Genomic DNA, 17,989 nt, shown 5'->3' with positions numbered 1-17,989 from the left:
TATCGTACGTTAAGTAAGCTCGTAGTTCAGAGATAAGCCCAATTCTCGCTTCTCTTGCTCGGTTAAATCGCGCCATGTACCGATCTTCTGCTGGCCCAGGTGAATGTTCATGATCCGGATGCGCTGAAGCTTCCGGACATCATAACCTAGGGCGCTGCACATGCGGCGGATCTGACGGTTTTTGCCCTCGGTCAGAATCATTCGGAATACGCGGTCCGAGATCCGCGTCACTTTGCACGGAAGCGTCATTTCGCCGAGAATTTTAACCCCTTCACTCATCGCCTTCACAAAGCTGGGTGTAATCGGCCGATCCACCGTGACGATGTATTCCTTCTCATGCTTGCCCTCCGCACGTAATATCTTGTTGACGATATCACCGTCGCTGGTTAGCAAGATCAGTCCTTCCGAGTCTTTATCCAATCGTCCGATCGGAAAAATCCGCTCCGAATGCCCGACAAAATCGACGATATTGCCTTTCACATGGGCTTCCGTCGTACTGGTGATACCCACCGGCTTGTTTAAAGCGATATACACGTGTGTGGAGCGCTTGGTCTCGATAGGACGCCCATTTACCCTAACGTCGTCCCCTGGCTCCGCCTGGCTGCCCAGAACCGCTTTGACGCCGTTTATGGTCACCTGGCCCGACTCGACCAGCTTGTCCGCTTCTCTCCGAGAACAAAATCCCGTTTCACTAATAAATTTATTGATCCTCATGATGATGCTTTCGGTCCCTCCGCTTGGCCTAGCAGCCCACCTCATTTAGCGATATCTGCTGCCCCTTCGTTATGATCTTCCTCCTCCTGCACGCGCGGGAGGGTGATAGTTACAGCCGTTCCTCGTCCGAGCTCGCTGTCGATCTTCAGCGTCCCACGATGTCCCTCAATGATTCGCTGGCTGATCATCAAGCCAAGTCCGGTCCCTTTCTCCTTGTTCGTATAGAACGGCTCCCCAAGCTTCTGGAGCCGATCTTTGGCGATCCCCTCGCCTTCATCGATCACCCGCAGCACGGCCTGCCCTTGGTCGTCCTCCTCTACCTGCAGAAGGATCCTTCCACCTTTAGGCATGGCCTCCATCGCATTCTTCAACAGGTTGATGAATACCTGCTTCAATTGGTTCTCTTCACAGTGTACCAGAATTGGGCTGGGGGAGAAATGAACCTCGAATACGATATTATGTAAATGAGCTTCGCTATCCAATAAGGACACGACGTCGCCCATCGTAAAACGAACGTCCCTGGTCTGGAATTGCACCGCCTGCGGCTTGGCTAAAATGAGAAACTCACCGACGATGAGATTAATCCGATCCAGCTCCGCGAGCATCACATCGGTATGCATGATATTAACTACTCGGGCTCGTTGCTGCATTTGAAGAAATCCGCGCAACGTCGTCAGCGGGTTGCGAATTTCATGCGCCACCCCGGCAGCAAGCTGTCCGACGGTCGTCAATTTCTCTGAGCGCCGGAGCAGGTCTTCCATTTTATTGTGTTCCGTCATGTCCCGGGAAATGCTGATCAGTGCGGTGATTTTTCCCGCTTGGTCAAAGATAGGGGACACGCTAATGCTTACTTCCACAGGGCTGCCGTCCTTCCGCAATCGGACGGTTTCGGCGATTACCGATTCGGCGGTAGCGATTACGTCGGTTTCCGGACGCCAGATCAACCTTCCGTCCATCTCGGAATCCGGGAGAAATTCCAGAACGTTCCCGACAATTTCATCACTCCGCCAGCCGTATAACCTTTCGAAAGCGGCATTCACCTGCAGGACCTGACCCTTGATATCTGTAATATGGATGGCATCTGCGGTCTGGCTGATAATCGACTCCAGATACTCCTTCATCGACCGATTCTCTTCGTTCTTCCGCTTCATCTCAGCGGTATATCGGCCCAGATTATCAGCCATGATGTTAATTTTATGAGCCAGCAGTCCGAGTTCATCAAAACTGCCGACTTTCAGCCGGGTCTCAAGCTTACCCGAAGCTAATACATTCACTTGGTCCAAAATATGACGGATCGGACGGATCAAACCTCCGGCCATCCCGTAGCTCCCCATGATCATCAATACGAGCAAGGAAAGGGAAACGATCAGTTGGCTGATCATCTGTTTAGCAATCGCTTCGGCGATCGGGGTATAACTGGAGACGATCCGAATAACGTAGGGTTTCTCGCCTCCATTCGTAATAGGGACATAACTCTCCAGGACGCGCTTGCCGTTGATGCGGGTATCCACCAACAAACTGCGATTTTGGGAGATCGCCTCCGCAACGGAACGCTTCAATACCTGATCATTCTTATATCGGTACGTTCCAAACAACAATTGCCTCTCATCCAAGCGATTCGGGTCAATCCCCGTTATCTCCATCAGACTAGGATTCGTACCTAACGATTTTTGGGAAACCCGTTCCGGGCTTGTCATGGTCAGAATCGCATCCGTCATATCGCTGCTCATTTTGCCGCCTAACGTGAGCTTGACATAGTTATATACCGACCGACTTTGTTCGACAGAAATGGCTATTTGATTGGCCGTCAGCATCATGTTCGCTTCGCTGTCCAGGCGCAAATTATCCCGTACCGTAAAATAACTTAGCACGATATTCAGAGACAGGATAATTAGCGCAAAACAAGATATAATCAAAGCAAGCTTTGTTTTTATAGTCAAGCGTTTATCCCACCCCTAGAGCTATTTTTATGGATATATATGGGATTGTAAAAAATTCTAAATCCATCATACCTTTTACGACAAGTTTTGCAAAGACGTTGAAATTCCCAGTTCGTTTCCCTACAATATGTAGAAATGCCTACTCGTCTGGTCCATAAGACTCAAAGAAAAGGGTCCGTCATACGATAGTTATCCACAGGATATTAACATACTCACAGCTCATTGGGATAATATGTGTATAATAATGGGGATAATCCAGCGGTTATGCACAATGTTACCCACAACATGTTAACAACGAATGCTTGTTCGTTGGACAAGACTTGTGGATACGCTGATAAGGAGTTGATTTGTTCACATGCCATCCTCATTTCCTTTAGTCCCTGAACCGCCACCCTCAACTTATCCTCACGAGCATTGGATGGCAGAGGCTATACGTGAAGCACGCAAGGCGGAAGCCATCGGCGAAGTGCCGATTGGTGCGGTCATCGTCCGAGGTGACGACATCGTTGGACGTGGCTACAATCTCCGTGAGAGCTCCCACGATGGTACCGCCCATGCCGAGATGATTGCGATCCGCGAGGCCAGCGAGCATCTCGGGGCCTGGCGACTGCTTCACTGCCGCCTCTACGTCACGCTGGAGCCTTGCCCGATGTGTGCAGGCGCGATCGTCCAATGCCGCGTTCCTCATGTGATATACGGTGCTCCGGATCCGAAGGCAGGTTGCGCCGGAACTTTGATGAACCTGCTGCAGGAAACGCGATTTAACCACCGCACCGATATCACAGCCGGCGTCCTGCAGGAAGATTGCGCCTCGTTGTTAACCGAGTTTTTCCGTCGGCTTCGGAAGAAATAAAATCTACTGTAACGACAAGAACCTCCAGCCCCATGAGATCATGGAACTGAAGGTTCTTATCGTTTATGCACAATGTTTGAATCGTACGCTTAAGCTTAATAGCCAAACTGGCCCATTTCTTCTTGTAGCTGCTCCAAAGTCAGCGTGTCTGTCGGAATGCCGATTTCAAAGGCCGGTTTCTCATTAATTTGAGTAAAGCGGCTGGTCATTTGGACAGCAACCTTGATGTTCTCCTTCGTTTCCGGATCGTTTACGGCGACATCTGCCTGAACGTTGTAATACGCCGGGTAGTTGTTCTCGTCGATCGCGGTATCCACCGTGAATTTGTTGATTTGTAGATGATTCTTCATCTCGTCCAACGCTTTGCCCAGTTCGTCCTGGTTACCTTCTTGCAGTTCTTTCTTCGCCTGCTCAAGTTCTTCTGGCGTCAGCTGCAACATCGAACGGTATTCTTCTTTGGACAATATATCCAGCATCTTCGGCAACGCTTGATTCACCAGAATCGTCACCGCTTCTTTTACATTGTCATTCGTAATGGCGAATTGGACCACCTGCTTCGCTTTGAAACCTTCCGGCAACGAAGCCTCTTTTGGATCGATGTTGGTGAAGTAAGCTCCGGATTCATACTCAGCAAATAAAGCTCCCATTAATTCCGTGCTGAGCTTTTGGCTCTTCTCCGGATTGAACAGGTCCGGATTAAACTCCTCGCCGCTCTGCTCCGCCAGCTCTTTCATGTCGAGAACCAGGAATTTCCCAGTCACCGACTCCGGCATTGGCAGGAACGGAATGCTTGGTACCTTAACGTACAATTTCTCCGGCGTCACGACGAGCGGAATCGTAATTGTCGTCGTCATATCCCCTGTCAATTTGACTTCCAGTGTTGCTTCGGCTTGCATCGGGTCCTTCTGGAAAATTTGCTTGATGTTGATCTCAGCGTTCTTCAGCATGGATAATACGGCGCCCACTTCCGGGGACTCTGCCTCTTCCATTTCAACGGAAAAATCCAAGATCTTAATTTGATTCTCCAACACGTACGAGTTCATCTCAAGCGCCTTCACAGCTGCGCTGCTCAAGGCTTCCTTCGGTTCCTTCTTGCTGCTGCAGCCGGCCAAGACCAGCACGACAGACAGCATGACCAGCAAGCAGGACGTCAATAACTTTTTAAACATACCTTCTCCTCTCTCCTACCCATTCATCCTCAGTAAAAGCAAAATTTTTCTAAACATAACATATCATAAACCATTTGCAAGGATTTCGGAATACGTTCCGCTGAACTAATGAATTGCTTTCTTCTTGAAACGTCCGCCCTTAACATCATGGATATTTCCGACTGCCAAAAATGCATTTTCATCGTAATGATTCACGATTTCCTTCAGCTTGGCTTCTTCCAAGCGGGTAATGACGCAGAAAATCACTTTCTTCGGGTCGCCGGAAAAACCGCCTTCTCCCGACAAATACGTAACGCCGCGTCCCAAACGGCTTAAGATCGCATCACCGATTTCATCGATCTGGTCGCTGATGATCCAAACCGATTTCGACTCGTTTAAACCGTCTACGACGATATCGATGGTCTTATAGGCAATATAATAGGCTAATAACGAGAACAACGCGCGCTCCCAGCCAAACACGAAGCCTGCACCGAGCAGGATGAAGAAGTTGAAGAACATGATGATCTCGCCAACCGAGAATGGAGTTCTTCGAGAAATGAGAATGGCCACGATTTCAGTCCCGTCCAGCGATCCGCCAAAGCGAATAACTAAACCGGTGCCTAAACCAAGTAAAATGCCGCCAAACACAAAGGCAAGTAAGGTATCACTGACAAAAGCAGCAACCGGGTGCAGCAGCGCCGTGCCAACCGACATCACGGTAATGCCCAGCAGGGTGGATACGGCAAATGTCTTGCCGATTTGTTTATAGCCGACAATGAGAAAAGGGAGGTTGAAAAGGAAGAGGAAAACCCCGAGCGGGAAGCCCGACAAGTAGGAAGTCATTACGGAAATACCGGTTATGCCACCGTCCGTAATTTTGTTAGGTACCAGAAATAGTTCCAGCGCAACGGAGACGATAATCGCTCCGACTACAATAAACATAGACCTGAATAAGTTGCTCTTCAGCGTACGCTGTTTATGTTGGCGTACTTGGGTTGCTGTAGGTGGAATCAGTTGGTTTGGATTAACCGCGTTCAAATGGCATCACGATCCTTTCAGTATGTTTTATAGTTCTTCCCTCTCACCATTCTTTCAAAAAAATTCATGTTCCCGTATAAGAACACACCCTAACCTTTATTATGACATTTTCTCCGCTTGTTGTCTTGCTCTAAATCTGATAAACACCGTGCATCTGAACGGCAAAAAACCCCAGCCGAGGCTAGGGCAAGGTTCGTGGTAACCCTTCCAATAAGAGCTTATCCTTCCGGGTTAAAGTTACCGTCTTGTTTTCTGATTTTCGCCTTTTTTGAACCAGACAGCGGTTCAGGTCCGCCTTTGCCCTCGTTCCGTTGGCGTTCGCGATTCTGTCCGTTGCCGGAGCCCGAGGTTTGGTAGGTTTGCGGTTTTGTCATAACGAATAATGCCTCCCTTGATTTGATCAACAGAGTTAATTTGCGAAGAAAGGGCCTCCGTTATGCATGAAAAAAGAGAGCATCTCTGCTCTCTGGATGATCGATGTATGGCGGAGAGGGTGGGATTCGCTCCGTCGGACGTAGCCGCACAAGTGCAGCAATGCTGTGCGACTATCACGCCGGGGCCTACGGACATGCCTTAGGGCATGTCCGCTTCACGGCCCGTTCGAATCCCACCTTTTCGCCATACACAAAAAAACCGACTCCTTTTCAGGAATCGGTTGATTATTCTCGTATGGCGGAGAGGGTGGGATTCGAACCCACGTGGGCTTGCACCCTAACGGTTTTCAAGACCGCCCCGTTATGACCGCTTCGGTACCTCTCCAAAGGTGAATCCGATTTAGCGTAACAAATCAGATTCTACCATATCGCTTGCCGCTACGCAAGCTAATTACGCTTGGTAATCTTCTGCAAATTCCCCATATAAGGGCGCAGCGCCTCTGGAATCTCCACGCTGCCGTCTTCCTGCTGGTAATTCTCCAGGATCGCAGCCACGGTGCGTCCAACCGCTAGTCCCGAGCCATTTAACGTATGCACGAACTCCGGCTTCGCCTTCGGCTCCGGACGGAACCGAATGTTCGCCCGACGGGCCTGGAAGTCCTCCACGTTGGAGCAAGAGGAGATTTCGCGGTATAACCCGCTCTCCGGAAGCCATACTTCCAGGTCGTATGTTTTGGCAGCCGTAAAGCCCATGTCGCCCGTACACAACGCAAGCACACGGTAAGGCAGGTTTAACAGCTGCAGCACGCGCTCGGCGTTGTTCGTCATTTTCTCCAGCTCGTCATAAGAGTTGTCCGGATGAACAATTTTGATCATTTCCACCTTGTTGAACTGGTGTTGACGAATCAAACCACGGGTATCGCGGCCAGCTGCACCAGCCTCAGAACGGAAGCAGGAGCTGTAAGCCACATAATTGCGCGGTAAGTCTTCCGCATTCAGAATTTCATCCCGATGATAGTTCGTCACCGGCACCTCAGCCGTAGGAATCAAATAATAGTCGCTGGCGCCCGATAGTTTGAACAGATCCTCCTCGAACTTCGGTAGCTGGCCCGTTCCGTATAAGCTGTCGCGATTAACGATGTAAGGTGGCAGCATTTCCTCATACCCATGTTCGTTGCTGTGCAGGTCCATCATAAAGTTAATGAGCGCACGTTCGAGGCGAGCCCCCAACCCTTTATAAAAAGTAAACCGCGAACCGGTCACCTTCGCTGCGGCTTCAAAATCAAGAATTCCGAGGTCCGCTGCAATATCCCAATGCGCTTTCGGAGTAAACTCAAAGTTCCGCGGCTCGCTCCAACGGCGAACTTCGACATTATCTTCTTCCGAAGCGCCTACCGGTACGCTTGCATGAGGGATGTTCGGAATGGAGAGCATCAGCTCGTCGATTTTCACCTCAAGCGTCCGAACCTCTTCGTCCAGCTCCTTGATGCGATCTCCGACTTCGCGCATCTCTACGATTAACTCGTCGGCGTTCTCCTTGTTTTTCTTGCGCTGTGCAACTTCTGCGGAGACGGTGTTCCGGCGATTTTTGAGCGCTTCGCTTTCTTGAAGCAACACCCGGCGTTTCTCGTCCAGCGGCGCAAAACCGGAGATGAGCTCCAGCGATTTCCCCCGATTCTTCAGCGCTTCCTCAACGCGTGTATATTCATTTCGCATGATTTTCACATCTAACATGAGTAGTCCCTCCTAGAATGATCCCGCACAGACCTGCCGACCTTCATCTGGGGAGACCCGCGGACGGAAAGGCTGCTATCGGAAGTTCAAAACGCCGGTAAAACAGATAAAACCTCAACCCGCAAAGGAGTCAAGGCCTGTTTACGGCTGCTTGGCTTGCTTGATCATCTCAACAAAATACGTATGTAGCGAGAAGTCGTCAGTCAGCTCCGGATGGAACGACGAAACGAGCAGATGCCCCTGGCGTGCCGTCACAATTTCATCGTGATAAGTCGACAACACCTCTACCCCTTCTCCAACTGCCGTGATCAGCGGGGCCCGAATGAATACCGCCCTCAGTGGAACCTCAAGTCCCTTCACGTCAAGATCGGTTTCGAAGCTTTCACGCTGACGTCCAAACGCATTGCGCGATACCTTGATATCCATCAGTCCGAGATGAGCTTCCTCGCCGCCCTCGATCTCCTTAGCCATCACGATCAGTCCGGCACAGGTCCCGAATACCGGTTTACCTTGTCCGGAAAAGCTTCGAATCTCATCCATAAAGCCGTATTTACGCATCAGTTTGCCGATGGTCGTGCTTTCGCCGCCAGGAATGATCAGTCCATCCAGCTCAGCAAGCTGTTCGGTGTGCTTCACGGTTACAGCTTCAACGCCGGTCTTCTCCAAGCTGCGGATATGCTCCGCAACCGCGCCTTGCAGCGCTAACACTCCTACTTTCATGACAAACCTTCTTTCTCTAGAGGTAGTTCAATAAGTCATTTTTTGATCACGAAGCTTCCGTTGCTCACGTAGGTCACTATGATGTACCCCGGCCATCGGAAAGAGACAGCCGGGGTGAAGGACTTGCTTTAGATCCTACGGTTCTTGGCGATAGATGATTACCAGCCGCGATCCGACATCCGCTCTGCCGCGGACAATTTGGAAATCTCGATGCCTTTCATCGGTGTACCCAAATTTTTGGATACTTCCGCAATCAATTTATAATCCGTATAATGCGTCGTCGCTTCGACGATCGCACGAGCAAATTTCTCGGGACTGTCCGATTTAAAAATACCGGAGCCGACAAATACCCCGTCCGCGCCCAAATGCATCATCAAAGCCGCATCGGCCGGTGTTGCTACACCGCCCGCCGCGAAGTTAACGACCGGCAGCTTGCCGTTCTCATGTACTTCGAAAAGCAGGTCGTAAGCCACACCAAGGTTCTTCGCCTCGGCATAAAGCTCATCCTTCGACATGTTCTGCGCCTTGCGGATTTGGCTGTTGATCAGACGCATGTGACGTACCGCTTCAACGATGTTGCCCGTTCCCGGCTCCCCTTTCGTCCGGATCATCGATGCGCCTTCGCTAATGCGACGAAGCGCTTCGCCCAGATCCTTCGCCCCGCATACGAACGGTACGGTGAAATCCCGTTTATCGATATGGAATACTTCATCCGCCGGGGTCAGCACTTCACTCTCGTCCAGATAGTCTACCCCAAGCGATTCCAGAACTTTCGCTTCCACGTAATGACCGATCCGCGCTTTTGCCATGACCGGGATGGAGACAACCTTCATGACTTCCTCAACGATCGTCGGATCCGCCATGCGGGCTACGCCGCCGGCCGCCCGGATATCGGAAGGCACACGTTCCAATGCCATAACGGCGGTAGCTCCAGCCGCTTCGGCGATTTTGGCTTGTTCCGCATTCATGACGTCCATAATGACGCCGCCTTTTTGCATCTCAGCCATACCTCTTTTTACACGCGATGTTCCTGTTTCCATGTCCAATCCTCCCGATAATAATCTAACTAAATATTTTACAAGATACAGTTGAAATACACAACCCGTTTACTCGGATATGAAAGGACGCTTAGAAAAGATTTTTGATGCCGTTGAACAGATCGCTGAAGAAATCGCCGATGGCTCGCATCATCAGCTTAAACCAACCGGCTTTTTCCGCATCTTCCGCTGTAATCAGGTTCACTGTCTTCTCAAGCGTTTGGTCCATGCCTGGAGCCTTAAACGAGTAGGTTACGGTTCCGACCTTCGTCCCCTGCTTCAACGGAGCTGTCAAGGTGCTCTCATCGGCCAACGTCACTTTAGGTTGTACCGCGCTCGTGTCCGCGCCTTTCGGTACGACAAAGCTAACCGCTTGATCCGTTACGACCGGAATCTCCGTGTTTTTCGCTTTTTTCACCGTCACGGTTTCTGTCCCTGCAACCGTTGTTTTCGGTGGTACGATTTGCTTCGTTTCAAAGTTATTGAAGCCGAAGTCCAGGACTTTGCGGCTTTCAACGAAACGAGAGCCTTCGGTTTTAGCACCCATTACGACGCTGATCAAGCGCATTCCGTTACGGACGGCCGTCCCGGTAAAGCAGTTGCCCGCATTCGTGGTGTGTCCCGTTTTGAGCCCGTCAAGACCATCATAGGCGTATTGCTTAAAGTTAGTCACGTTTTTATTGGCTTCCAGCATCCAGTTCCAGTTGATCATTGGAGCGGTATCTCGCTCACGGAACTTGTACGATTGGATCGTTGTGAACCGAGTAAAGTCCGGATGGTCCGTCACAATGTATCTTGCCAGAATGGCTGCATCCATTGCTGACATCACGGTCTCTTCGGTATCCGAAGGACGGAATTGTTCCGGCATATCCGCAATGTCCAAGCCGGTGGAGTTCGCAAAGTGCGCGGTTTTCATCCCCATTCGCTTGGCTTCGTCATTCATCATTTTCACGAAAGCTTGCTCGGAACCTGCAACATGCTCAGCCAAAGCCACCGTCGCATCGTTCGCGGAGCCGACGGCCATCGCGATATATAACTCTTCAATAGTATGTTGATCCCCTTCGGCCAGAAAAATCCGCGAGCCGATCGTTTGGGCGGCATTTTTTCCTACCGTCACCACGTCGTCCCAACTGAACTTCCCTTGCTTCACGAGGTCAGCCACGATATATTCGGTCATCATTTTGGTCATGCTGGCCGGAGGCAAAGGAACATCCCCGTTGATGTTCATCAATACTTGCCCGGATACAGGCTCCAGCAAAACCGCGGACTTCACTTCCAAGCCTAGGGATTCCACGGAAGGAATTGAGGTGGCTGTTTGCACTGTCGTCGTTTCGGTTGTCGTAGATTCAGTAGAAGTAGATTCCGTTTGCTCTCCCTCCGCCAGTGCCATCACCGGTGCAAGAGAGAAACATAGTAGATTTAGCAGCAATACAGAAGCTACGCTTTTGCGCAGGAAACGCCGTTTGGTTGTCGACTTGCGTTGTGGTTGTTTGTGTTTCAATGCCTTAAAGCTCCCCTCATATTCTTTCATTTGCTTTATCTATTCTATCACAGGGGTACCCGCAAAAAAAGACAAGCAGGACGGAAAACGCCCTGCCTGATGTGGAAAATAATGGTTTAAACCCTTTTGACTTTTTGAATTACCCCTATTACAGCGAGTAGTTTGGCGCCTCTTTGGTGATCTGAACATCGTGCGGATGGCTTTCGCGCAAGCCTGCACCCGTGATGCGGATAAACTGCGTATCGTTCCGAAGCTCATCCAGCGACTTCGTGCCGCAATACCCCATCCCGGAACGCAGGCCGCCAATCAACTGATGAATCGTATCGGAGATCGGTCCTTTGTAGGCAACACGGCCTTCGATCCCTTCCGGTACCAGCTTCTTGTCGTCGTCTTGGAAGTAGCGGTCCTTACTACCTTGCTTCATCGCGCCCAACGAACCCATTCCTCTATACACCTTGTAGCGGCGACCTTGGTAGATTTCCGAATCCCCAGGGCTTTCTTCTGTACCGGCAAACAAGCTGCCCAACATCACCGCATGCGCACCGGCCGCGATCGATTTCGTAATCTCGCCGGAGTACTTGATACCTCCGTCTGCGATGATCGGAATCCCGTATTCACGAGCTACCGTCGCGCAATCGTACACCGCCGTTACCTGCGGCACGCCGATGCCAGCGATCACGCGAGTCGTACAGATCGAGCCAGGTCCGATACCGACCTTCACCACGGAAGCTCCCGCTTCAATCAAGGCTCTCGTCGCCTCGCCTGTCGCTACATTACCAGCGATAATCGTCAGCTCTGGAAACCGTTTGCGAAGCTCGGCTACCGCTTCAATAATATTGATATGGTGACCATGCGCCGAATCGACCGTAATTACGTCAACTCCAGCTTTAACCAGCGCGTCGGTCCGCTCAAACGTATCCTTGGAGATCCCGACGGCAGCACCAACGAGCAAGCGTCCCTGCGCATCCTTGGCAGCGTTCGGGAATTGGATCGCTTTTTCGATATCCTTGATCGTAATCAGGCCCTTTAACGTATTGTGGTCGTCGACCAGAGGGAGTTTCTCGATTTTATGTTTTTGCAAAATGACTTCGGCTTCCTGTAAAGAAGTTCCTACCGGTGCGGTAATTAAGTTGTCACGCGTCATGACTTCGCTGATCTTGATGCTGTAATCATGTACAAAGCGCAAATCCCGGTTTGTCAAAATCCCGACCAACTTGTGCTCCTCATTCACAATCGGCACGCCGGAAATACGGAATTTTCCCATAACCTCCTCTGCATCGGACACGAGATGATCCGGAGTCAATGAGAAAGGATTCGTGATGACGCCGCTCTCGGAGCGTTTCACTCGGTCGACCTCTTCGGCTTGCTGTTCGATCGGCATATTCTTATGAATGATACCGATGCCGCCTTCCCGTGCAATCGCGATTGCCAGCGCGGATTCCGTGACCGTATCCATTCCCGCACTGATGAGCGGAATATTCAGCTTGACCTTGTCGCTGAGCCGAGTGGACACATCCACCTCTTTCGGCAATACCTCCGATTTACGGGGAACCAAAAGCACATCGTCAAACGTTAAGCCTTCCTTGTCAAATTTACTTTCCCACACCGTGATGAATCCTCCTTCGATTTGGTTGTTTTGTTGGGCCCTTTCCTGAAATCCGGGTATAAAAAAAACGACTACCTCTGTAATCCCTTAGAAGAACATAACCCTTATATATCAAGACAGAATAGGCACTTACGAAAATATATTGTTCCCATCTTAGCAAAGCCCCCCTAGGCTGTCAAGGACAACCGCAGCCAAAAAATCACTCGGCCGCCCACCGAATACGAGTGTCTATTTGACGCGCACATTAGGTTCATTTCATGGATTCTGATGCTAATCCTGCCCCATTCCTCCAGCTTTGATTCGGCAAAAAGAAAAAGGACGGAGAGGCCACATTCGCCTTCTCCCTCCTATTCTTCCGATCCAGTGCTTCGTTACCGCTTGTCGTGGGTAATGACCTGGTCGATGATTCCGTACTCGCGAGCTTCGTCTGCGCTCATGAAATAATCTCGATCCATATCCTTTTCAATTCGCTCCAGCGGTTGCCCGGTACATTCCGCCGCAATGGCGTTGAGTCGTTCCCGGATCCCTAAGATCCGTTTGGCACTGATCGCAATATCACTGGCCTGCCCTTGCGCGCCTCCATGCGGTTGATGAATCATAATCTCACTGTTGGGCAGGGCAAACCGCTTCCCTTTGGCTCCAGACAATAACAGTATCGCGGCAAAGGAAGCCGCCAGCCCGGAGCAGATCGTTTGCACGTCCGGCTTCACATATTGCATCGTATCGTATATGGCAAAGCCTGCTGATGTTGAACCACCTGGACTGTTGATATAGAAGTAAATATCCTTCTCCGGATCTTCAGCTGCCAAGAACAACATCTGCGCTGTAATGCTATTGGCGACCTGATCGTCAATCGCTGAACCGAGGAACACGATCCGATCCTTCAGCAAACGCGAATAAATATCATACGACCGTTCACCTCGTCCGGTTTGTTCGATAACATAAGGGATTACTGAACTCATGGCATACCCTCCTTTGAATCAGGCGGCAAGACCGAGGGACATGAAACTTTGCCGGTTTTGTACCGGATCGGTAGCAGGGGAGCCTGATTTGCTCCGTAGGGAGTTGCGGCGATACGATTGGAGTGTTAACACCGGGACTATATCCTGAGGCCGGACGTCGTTATACAGCATCGCAAGCGCAGCGGCGTCTTCTCGGCGGACCGCATCCATGTACGCATAAACAAGTACGTCATTGGATGTGTCTGGGGATGCAGCCTCCCCAATGGAAGTCCCTTTACCTGAGGTGTCTCTCCCTTCTCGTCTGGAACCCTCCACGGCATTTCGCAGTCTGACCCTCGCTCTGTGCAGGGCGGCTTTGACAGCCCCTTCCGTCGATGAAATAAACTGCGCAGCTTCACCGGCCGTATACTGTAAAATATCGATCAGCAGTAGCGCGGTTCGTTGAAGGGGCGAAAGCTCGGAGACCAGGGTCTCCATCGCGCCCCACACTTCAGCGGGATCGTTCTGTCCCGGCGCTTGCAGAAGTTCGTCCATGGGAAGCGACTCTGCCCGAAGCCGCTTTCTCCGGCTGCGGTCAATCCACGCATGCTGAGCCGTGCGATACAGGTACGTTCGTGTGATTTGAACGTCGTCTCCTTTACCTTGCGTCGCCGACCAAATCTTGAGCCACGTATCTTGCGCCAAATCGTCGCCTTCCCAAACCGAGCCGGCTAACGATCGGCAGTAATTGCGTAATGCTGCACCATGCATCTGTATCCATATCGGGAAATTCACCTGTTCCATATTGGACCTAGTTCGCTTAGGGTTTCGCTTAACCAGCTCTTTAGCTAACGTTGGCATCTCGGGCACACCTCCCATCTGTAGACGGACATTATCATATACCGGCCTTCCATCCCTGCTCCACGCCTTCACGTCACGATCGGTTCATTTCCAACCTGGAGTAAGCTAAATTTCTTACTCACCGGTATAAACGTAAATTTCGGCGAAATCGATACGCGGGATAAAATTTTGATGTTATGGATCGTTTATTCATGTTATTCTCAATCCTTCGATGAGGTTTAAGCCTTGGCCGCATTCGCTGATCCCCAAAGTGAGCCTGGGTTTACCCGGTTTGGGTAAAGATGAAGCATGCTGTTGTATAAATCTGAAGCGGTGTCTGTCTCTTTCTCCATTCGATTAAAGTCTAACAGATATTGCTGAGTCTCACCTAAGATTTTGGGGTTATTCTCATTCTCGGGGACTTTGTGCCCCGCCACAACAAATTTTGGATTTAGTTGCATTAGACGATCTATGGCTTGAATCCATTCGATTCGAGAACTTTCCGTGGTTTCAGCTAGATAGGGATGGATTCCGTTATAAACAACATCCCCGGTCACTAGTAATTCAAGATCCGGAATCCACAATGATGTTGTATTCGCGGTATCCGTATACCCCGCTTCAATGATTTCCAACTTATGTCCTTCGAGTTCAAAAGAATTCATATTGATAACATCAGGAAAGACCTGAGGTTGAGGTATTTGATCAGGGAATAATTTATCCCAAAAGCTTTCAATTAGGTTTCCTTGTTTCAAACTCTCTTTTACTGTTCCTTCTATTGCCAATGCTTTAGCATGGGGAAAAGCTTCTTTTATTTGTTTGATTCCAAAGAAATGATCACCATGACCGTGCGTAATATAGATGTATTTTAGGTCACGGTTAAATGTCTTTATCCAATCGATCAATTTTTGGTTATGTTCAATAGTAGTAAAAGTATCGACTAAAACTGCCTCTTTTTCTCCATAAATAAGAACAGCCGTATTGGAAACCCATTGAAGTTCCTCTTTTCCTTCTGGCAAGGTCCTTGTGAGGCTGGCACGTTTTACGCAAAGTTCAGCGAATTGTAAGTGTGACATTTTAACCCTCCTTAAAATAATTTCTTTGACCCTTTTTCATCTGTGATCTATTTATACCGCATTGAGAATGATCAGTAAATAACTATTTTTTACTAATCGTTCTCTTATCGGCAGCACGCTTTTTGTAGTTTTTACTTGAGAATGCAAAAAGAGCACTACCGAATGAACGGTAGTGCTCTTTCCCTTTGCTTGGCGGCGTCCTACTCTCCCAGGACCCTTCGGTCCAAGTACCATCGGCGCTGGAGGGCTTAACGGTCGTGTTCGGGATGGGTACGTGTGGAACCCCTCCGCCATCGCCACCAAACGATTCAAGGTTTAATCCTTGAAAACTGGATACGAAACGTATTTGCTGTTTTAGATATTTGGATAAGCCCTCGACCGATTAGTACCTGTCAGCTCCATACATTGCTGCACTTCCACCTCAGGCCTATCAACCTCGTCGTCTTCAAGGGGTCTTACTAATTGGGAAATCTCATCTTGAGGGGGGCTTCACGCTTAGATGCTTTCAGCGCTTATCCCGTCCGCACTTAGCTACCCAGCTATGCTCCTGGCGGAACAACTGGTGCACCAGCGGTGCGTCCATCCCGGTCCTCTCGTACTAAGGACAGCTCCTCTCAAATTTCCTGCGCCCACGACAGATAGGGACCGAACTGTCTCACGACGTTCTGAACCCAGCTCGCGTACCGCTTTAATGGGCGAACAGCCCAACCCTTGGGACCTACTTCAGCCCCAGGATGCGATGAGCCGACATCGAGGTGCCAAACCTCCCCGTCGATGTGGACTCTTGGGGGAGATAAGCCTGTTATCCCCAGGGTAGCTTTTATCCGTTGAGCGATGGCCCTTCCATGCGGTACCACCGGATCACTAAGCCCGACTTTCGTCCCTGCTCGACTTGTCAGTCTCGCAGTCAAGCTCCCTTTTGCCTTTGCACTCTTCGAATGATTTCCAACCATTCTGAGGGAACCTTGGGGCGCCTCCGTTACTCTTTAGGAGGCGACCGCCCCAGTCAAACTGCCCACCTGACACTGTCCCCGTACCGGATCACGGTACCAGGTTAGAACTCCGATACGATCAGGGTGGTATCCCAACGGCGCCTCCACCGAAGCTGGCGCTCCGGCTTCCTAGGCTCCCACCTATCCTGTACAAATCGTATCAAAGTCCAATATCAAGCTGCAGTAAAGCTCCATGGGGTCTTTCCGTCTTGTCGCGGGTAACCTGCATCTTCACAGGTATTAAAATTTCACCGGATCTCTCGTTGAGACAGCGCCCAAGTCGTTACGCCATTCGTGCGGGTCAGAATTTACCTGACAAGGAATTTCGCTACCTTAGGACCGTTATAGTTACGGCCGCCGTTTACTGGGGCTTCGGTTCATAGCTTCGGGTTACCCCTAACCACTCCCCTTAACCTTCCAGCACCGGGCAGGCGTCAGCCCGTATACTTCGCCTTGCGGCTTCGCACAGACCTGTGTTTTTGCTAAACAGTCGCTTGGGCCTTTTCACTGCGGCCCCCTCGAGCTATTCACTCTACCGGGGCACCCCTTCTCCCGAAGTTACGGGGTCATTTTGCCGAGTTCCTTAACGAGAGTTCTTCCGCGCGCCTTAGAATTCTCTTCTCGCCTACCTGTGTCGGTTTGCGGTACGGGCACCTTCTCCTGACTAGAGGCTTTTCTTGGCAGTGTGAGATCATGACCTTCGGTACTATAATTTTCCCTCCCCATCACAGCCCAGCCTTACGGTGTGCGGATTTGCCTACACACCAGCCTCACTGCTTGGACGAGCATCCATCAGCTCGCGTCACTACCCTACTGCGTCACCCCATCGCTCATAACGGATTACGGTGGTACAGGAATTTCAACCTGTTGTCCTTCGACTACGCCTTTCGGCCTCGCCTTAGGTCCCGACTTACCCTGAGCGGACGAACCTTCCTCAGGAACCCTTAGGCTTTCGGCGGATCAGATTCTCACTGATCTTTTCGTTACTCATACCGGCATTCTCACTTGTATGCTGTCCAGCGCTCCTTACGGTACACCTTCTACCTACATACAACGCTCCCCTACCCCTGATGCAAAGCATCAAGCCATAGCTTCGGTGGTGTGTTTAGCCCCGTTACATTTTCGGCGCAGAGTCACTCGACCAGTGAGCTATTACGCACTCTTTAAATGGTGGCTGCTTCTAAGCCAACATCCTGGTTGTCTGTGCAACTCCACATCCTTTCCCACTTAACACACACTTGGGGACCTTAGCTGATGGTCTGGGCTGTTTCCCTTTTGACAATGGATCTTAGCACTCACTGTCTGACTCCCGGTTAATCAGTCTGTGGCATTCGGAGTTTGACTGAGCTTGGTAACCCTTGGCGGGCCCCGCACCCAATCAGTGCTCTACCTCCACGACTATCCCACCGAGGCTAGCCCTAAAGCTATTTCGGGGAGAACCAGCTATCTCCGAGTTCGATTGGAATTTCTCCGCTACC

The 17,989-nt window shown here is 50.5% G+C and carries 14 protein-coding genes, 1 tRNA gene and 2 rRNA genes (1 of these 17 cut by a window edge); 1 reads left to right on the top strand and 16 read right to left on the bottom strand.

Features of this window, described 5'->3' with window-relative positions:
- Positions 1 to 9 precede the first annotated feature (9 nt).
- Both rluF and MKZ15_RS00540 read right to left on the bottom strand, forming a co-directional pair.
- Complete coding sequence (rluF, locus tag MKZ15_RS00545; protein WP_339819005.1) at positions 10 to 714, bottom strand: 23S rRNA pseudouridine(2604) synthase RluF; 705 nt, start codon at positions 712 to 714, stop codon at positions 10 to 12.
- Positions 715 to 755: 41 nt separating this feature from the next.
- Positions 756 to 2,654 carry an ATP-binding protein gene (locus MKZ15_RS00540; RefSeq protein WP_339819003.1) on the bottom strand — a complete coding sequence of 633 codons (1,899 nt, stop codon included), beginning with the start codon at positions 2,652 to 2,654 and terminating at the stop codon, positions 756 to 758.
- A gap of 355 nt (positions 2,655 to 3,009) precedes the next feature.
- Between MKZ15_RS00540 and tadA the strand changes: the two genes are divergently transcribed.
- Positions 3,010 to 3,507, top strand: coding sequence for a tRNA adenosine(34) deaminase TadA (gene tadA, locus MKZ15_RS00535; RefSeq protein ID WP_213624164.1), 498 nt, complete (start codon positions 3,010 to 3,012; stop codon positions 3,505 to 3,507).
- Positions 3,508 to 3,602: 95 nt separating this feature from the next.
- On the opposite strand, the gene MKZ15_RS00530 is transcribed toward tadA, so the two are convergent.
- From MKZ15_RS00530 to MKZ15_RS00465, 14 genes are all read right to left on the bottom strand, one after another.
- Positions 3,603 to 4,676, bottom strand: coding sequence for a hypothetical protein (locus MKZ15_RS00530; RefSeq protein ID WP_213624165.1), 1,074 nt, complete (start codon positions 4,674 to 4,676; stop codon positions 3,603 to 3,605).
- Between the two features lie 105 nt (positions 4,677 to 4,781).
- Positions 4,782 to 5,597, bottom strand: coding sequence for a YitT family protein (locus MKZ15_RS00525; RefSeq protein ID WP_239484092.1), 816 nt, complete (start codon positions 5,595 to 5,597; stop codon positions 4,782 to 4,784).
- Between the two features lie 314 nt (positions 5,598 to 5,911).
- Positions 5,912 to 6,067, bottom strand: coding sequence for a small acid-soluble spore protein P (locus MKZ15_RS00520; RefSeq protein WP_155608663.1), 156 nt, complete (start codon positions 6,065 to 6,067; stop codon positions 5,912 to 5,914).
- A 296-nt stretch (positions 6,068 to 6,363) separates the two neighbouring features.
- A tRNA-Ser gene (locus MKZ15_RS00515) sits at positions 6,364 to 6,452 on the bottom strand.
- 62 nt (positions 6,453 to 6,514) lie between these two features.
- Complete coding sequence (gene serS, locus MKZ15_RS00510; protein ID WP_193418717.1) at positions 6,515 to 7,801, bottom strand: serine--tRNA ligase; 1,287 nt, start codon at positions 7,799 to 7,801, stop codon at positions 6,515 to 6,517.
- 141 nt (positions 7,802 to 7,942) lie between these two features.
- Positions 7,943 to 8,521: a pyridoxal 5'-phosphate synthase glutaminase subunit PdxT gene (gene pdxT / locus MKZ15_RS00505; RefSeq protein WP_155608661.1), complete on the bottom strand. Its 579-nt coding sequence runs from the start codon at positions 8,519 to 8,521 to the stop codon at positions 7,943 to 7,945.
- Positions 8,522 to 8,679: 158 nt separating this feature from the next.
- The gene (gene pdxS, locus MKZ15_RS00500; protein ID WP_339819000.1) at positions 8,680 to 9,561 is read right to left on the bottom strand and encodes a pyridoxal 5'-phosphate synthase lyase subunit PdxS; all 882 of its coding nucleotides are present in this window, start codon (positions 9,559 to 9,561) and stop codon (positions 8,680 to 8,682) included.
- 88 nt (positions 9,562 to 9,649) lie between these two features.
- Complete coding sequence (locus MKZ15_RS00495) at positions 9,650 to 11,059, bottom strand: D-alanyl-D-alanine carboxypeptidase family protein (protein ID WP_239484093.1); 1,410 nt, start codon at positions 11,057 to 11,059, stop codon at positions 9,650 to 9,652.
- 148 nt (positions 11,060 to 11,207) lie between these two features.
- Positions 11,208 to 12,665, bottom strand: a complete 1,458-nt coding sequence (guaB, locus tag MKZ15_RS00490) for an IMP dehydrogenase (RefSeq protein ID WP_193418712.1) — start codon at positions 12,663 to 12,665, stop codon at positions 11,208 to 11,210.
- A gap of 371 nt (positions 12,666 to 13,036) precedes the next feature.
- On the bottom strand, positions 13,037 to 13,627 hold the full coding sequence (clpP, locus tag MKZ15_RS00485) for an ATP-dependent Clp endopeptidase proteolytic subunit ClpP (RefSeq protein WP_155608658.1): 591 nt from the start codon (positions 13,625 to 13,627) through the stop codon (positions 13,037 to 13,039).
- A gap of 18 nt (positions 13,628 to 13,645) precedes the next feature.
- A complete protein-coding gene (locus MKZ15_RS00480; RefSeq protein ID WP_339818998.1) occupies positions 13,646 to 14,467 on the bottom strand; it encodes an RNA polymerase sigma factor in 822 nt (273 codons plus the stop codon).
- Positions 14,468 to 14,685: 218 nt separating this feature from the next.
- A complete protein-coding gene (locus tag MKZ15_RS00475; RefSeq protein ID WP_213624175.1) occupies positions 14,686 to 15,519 on the bottom strand; it encodes an MBL fold metallo-hydrolase in 834 nt (277 codons plus the stop codon).
- A 187-nt stretch (positions 15,520 to 15,706) separates the two neighbouring features.
- Positions 15,707 to 15,823: ribosomal RNA gene (gene rrf / locus MKZ15_RS00470) — 5S ribosomal RNA — on the bottom strand.
- A gap of 58 nt (positions 15,824 to 15,881) precedes the next feature.
- A 23S ribosomal RNA gene (locus MKZ15_RS00465) occupies positions 15,882 to 17,989 on the bottom strand (it continues 819 nt past the right edge of the window).

This window comes from Paenibacillus sp. FSL R7-0216 (assembly GCF_037969915.1).
Lineage (GTDB): Bacteria > Bacillota > Bacilli > Paenibacillales > Paenibacillaceae > Fontibacillus > Fontibacillus rhizolycopersici.
The sequence above is the reverse complement of the archived record's forward strand: the minus strand, read 5'-3'. Positions and strand labels throughout refer to the sequence as shown.

Excerpts from the sequence above, each read along its gene's own strand:
- rluF (WP_339819005.1), bottom strand. The coding sequence starts at position 714 with ATGAGGATCAATAAATTTATTAGTGAAACGGGATTTTGTTCTCGGAGA.
- tadA (WP_213624164.1), top strand. The coding sequence starts at position 3,010 with ATGCCATCCTCATTTCCTTTAGTCCCTGAACCGCCACCCTCAACTTAT.
- MKZ15_RS00530 (WP_213624165.1), bottom strand. The coding sequence starts at position 4,676 with ATGTTTAAAAAGTTATTGACGTCCTGCTTGCTGGTCATGCTGTCTGTC.
- MKZ15_RS00525 (WP_239484092.1), bottom strand. The coding sequence starts at position 5,597 with ATGTTTATTGTAGTCGGAGCGATTATCGTCTCCGTTGCGCTGGAACTA.
- MKZ15_RS00520 (WP_155608663.1), bottom strand. The coding sequence starts at position 6,067 with ATGACAAAACCGCAAACCTACCAAACCTCGGGCTCCGGCAACGGACAG.
- serS (WP_193418717.1), bottom strand. The coding sequence starts at position 7,801 with ATGTTAGATGTGAAAATCATGCGAAATGAATATACACGCGTTGAGGAA.
- pdxT (WP_155608661.1), bottom strand. The coding sequence starts at position 8,521 with ATGAAAGTAGGAGTGTTAGCGCTGCAAGGCGCGGTTGCGGAGCATATC.
- pdxS (WP_339819000.1), bottom strand. The coding sequence starts at position 9,561 with ATGGAAACAGGAACATCGCGTGTAAAAAGAGGTATGGCTGAGATGCAA.
- clpP (WP_155608658.1), bottom strand. The coding sequence starts at position 13,627 with ATGAGTTCAGTAATCCCTTATGTTATCGAACAAACCGGACGAGGTGAA.
- MKZ15_RS00480 (WP_339818998.1), bottom strand. The coding sequence starts at position 14,467 with ATGCCAACGTTAGCTAAAGAGCTGGTTAAGCGAAACCCTAAGCGAACT.
- MKZ15_RS00475 (WP_213624175.1), bottom strand. The coding sequence starts at position 15,519 with ATGTCACACTTACAATTCGCTGAACTTTGCGTAAAACGTGCCAGCCTC.